This is a genomic window from Streptomyces sp. NPDC004031 (genome assembly GCF_053604375.1).
This window is the reverse complement of the sequence record NZ_JBSGHL010000154.1, coordinates 1-1,611: the sequence shown is the minus strand read 5'-3', so window position 1 is coordinate 1,611 and position 1,611 is coordinate 1. Positions and strand designations below refer to the sequence as shown.

Genomic DNA, 1,611 nt, shown 5'->3' with positions numbered 1-1,611 from the left:
GAGGTCGAGGAGGGTGAGGCGGTCGGGGTGTTCTGTCTGTGCGGTGCGGACCAGGCCCCAGACGGCTGCTGCGGTGAGGTCGGGGGCGGGGTCGGTGGGGTGGGTTGTGACGGCGTGGCGGGTGATGACGGTCAGGTGTCCGTCGGTGTGGCCGGGGTGCGCCAGCCATGCCTGGAGGACGGCCAGGGTGTCGGTGAGGACCGTGTGGGTGTGACCGGGGTCGGCGTCCGGGGGTGAGGGCTGAACGGTGAGCAGCACGTGGGCGTTCGCAGGGACGTCGTCGAGGGTGCTGTGGACGGCCACGCCGGTCAGGCCGAAGGTCTCGACACCCAGGACCACCAGCTCACGGGCGTCGGTCTCGGCGGTGTCGGGGGTGGGGGTCCAGGTGAGCTGGTAGAGGTCGTTGCTGTGGGTGGTGGTCTGGACGGTGGTGGTGGGCAGGAGGGTGAGGGCGTCGGCGGTGATGACGGGTGTGCCGGTGGGGTCGGTGGCGGTGAGGGCGTGGGTGTTCTCCCCGGTGGTCGTCCAGCGGACCCGCAGGGTGGTCGCGCCGGTGGCGTGGAGGGTGACCCCGCTCCACGCGAACGGCAGCAGTACGGGCGGCTTGGCCCCTTCCTGCGCGGCGGCGCTCTCCTCCTCGGTGAGCAGGAGGGCGTGCAGGGCCGCGTCCAGGAGGGCCGGGTGGATACCGAACCCGGTGGTGTCGGTGGCGGTGTCATCGGCGGGCAGGGTGATCTCGGCGGAGACACCCCCGTCCGGGTGACGCCACGCAGCACGCAGACCCTGGAACAGCGGCCCGTACTCATAGCCCCGGGCGGCGAGGCGGTCGTAGAGACCGTCGAGGTCGACGGGTCGGGCGTCGGTGGGGGGCCAGGTGCTGCCGGACGGGGCGGGTTCGGGTGCCCCGGCGGTGAGGCGGCCGGTGGCGTGCCGGACCCAGGGGCCGTTCCCGTCGTCGGGCCGGGAGTGCACGGCCAGCGCGTATCCGCCGTCGTCCGGGGTGAGGGTGGCCTGCAACTGGACGGCCTGGCCGTCGGTGATCACCAACGGGGCATGCAGGGTGAGGTCTTCGAGGTGTCCGGCGCCCAGGCGGTCGCCGGCCGCGACGGCCAGGTCCACGAACGCGGTGCCGGGCAGCAGGACACTGCCCAGGACCATGTGATCCGCCAGCCAGGGCTGGGCCGCGAGGGACAGCCTGCCGGTGAGGACGGCACCGCCTTCGTCGGCCAGGTCCACGGCCGCACCGAGGAGTCCGTGTCCGGCGTCGGCCTGGCCGAGACCGGCCACGTCTCCGGCAACCGCGGGGGCTTCGAGCCAGTACCGCTGGTGCTGGAAGGCGTAGGTGGGCAGGTCGGTGGTGCGGCCGCCGGTGAGGGCCGGGGCGTGGTCCCAGGTGATGGGGGTTCCGGTGGTCCACAGGTGGGCGAGGGCGGTGAGGAACGTCTCGTCCTCGGGCCTGCCCTTGCGCAGAGCGGCGACAGCCACAGCCTGGTCGCCTGTGTCGGTACTGCCGACGGTGGTGGTGATGTTGGCGGTGAGGACGGGGTCGGGGCCGAGTTCGAGGTAGGCGGTGACGGCGTGTTCGGTAGCGAGGTGCTGGATGCCGTGGTG

The 1,611-nt window shown here is 72.9% G+C and carries 1 protein-coding gene; it reads right to left on the bottom strand.

Annotation, left to right across the window (positions count from 1 at the left end; translation table 11 throughout):
- A partial coding sequence (locus ACWERV_RS36775) for a polyketide synthase dehydratase domain-containing protein (RefSeq protein ID WP_452941239.1) occupies positions 1 to 1,611 on the bottom strand: 1,611 nt, incomplete at both ends.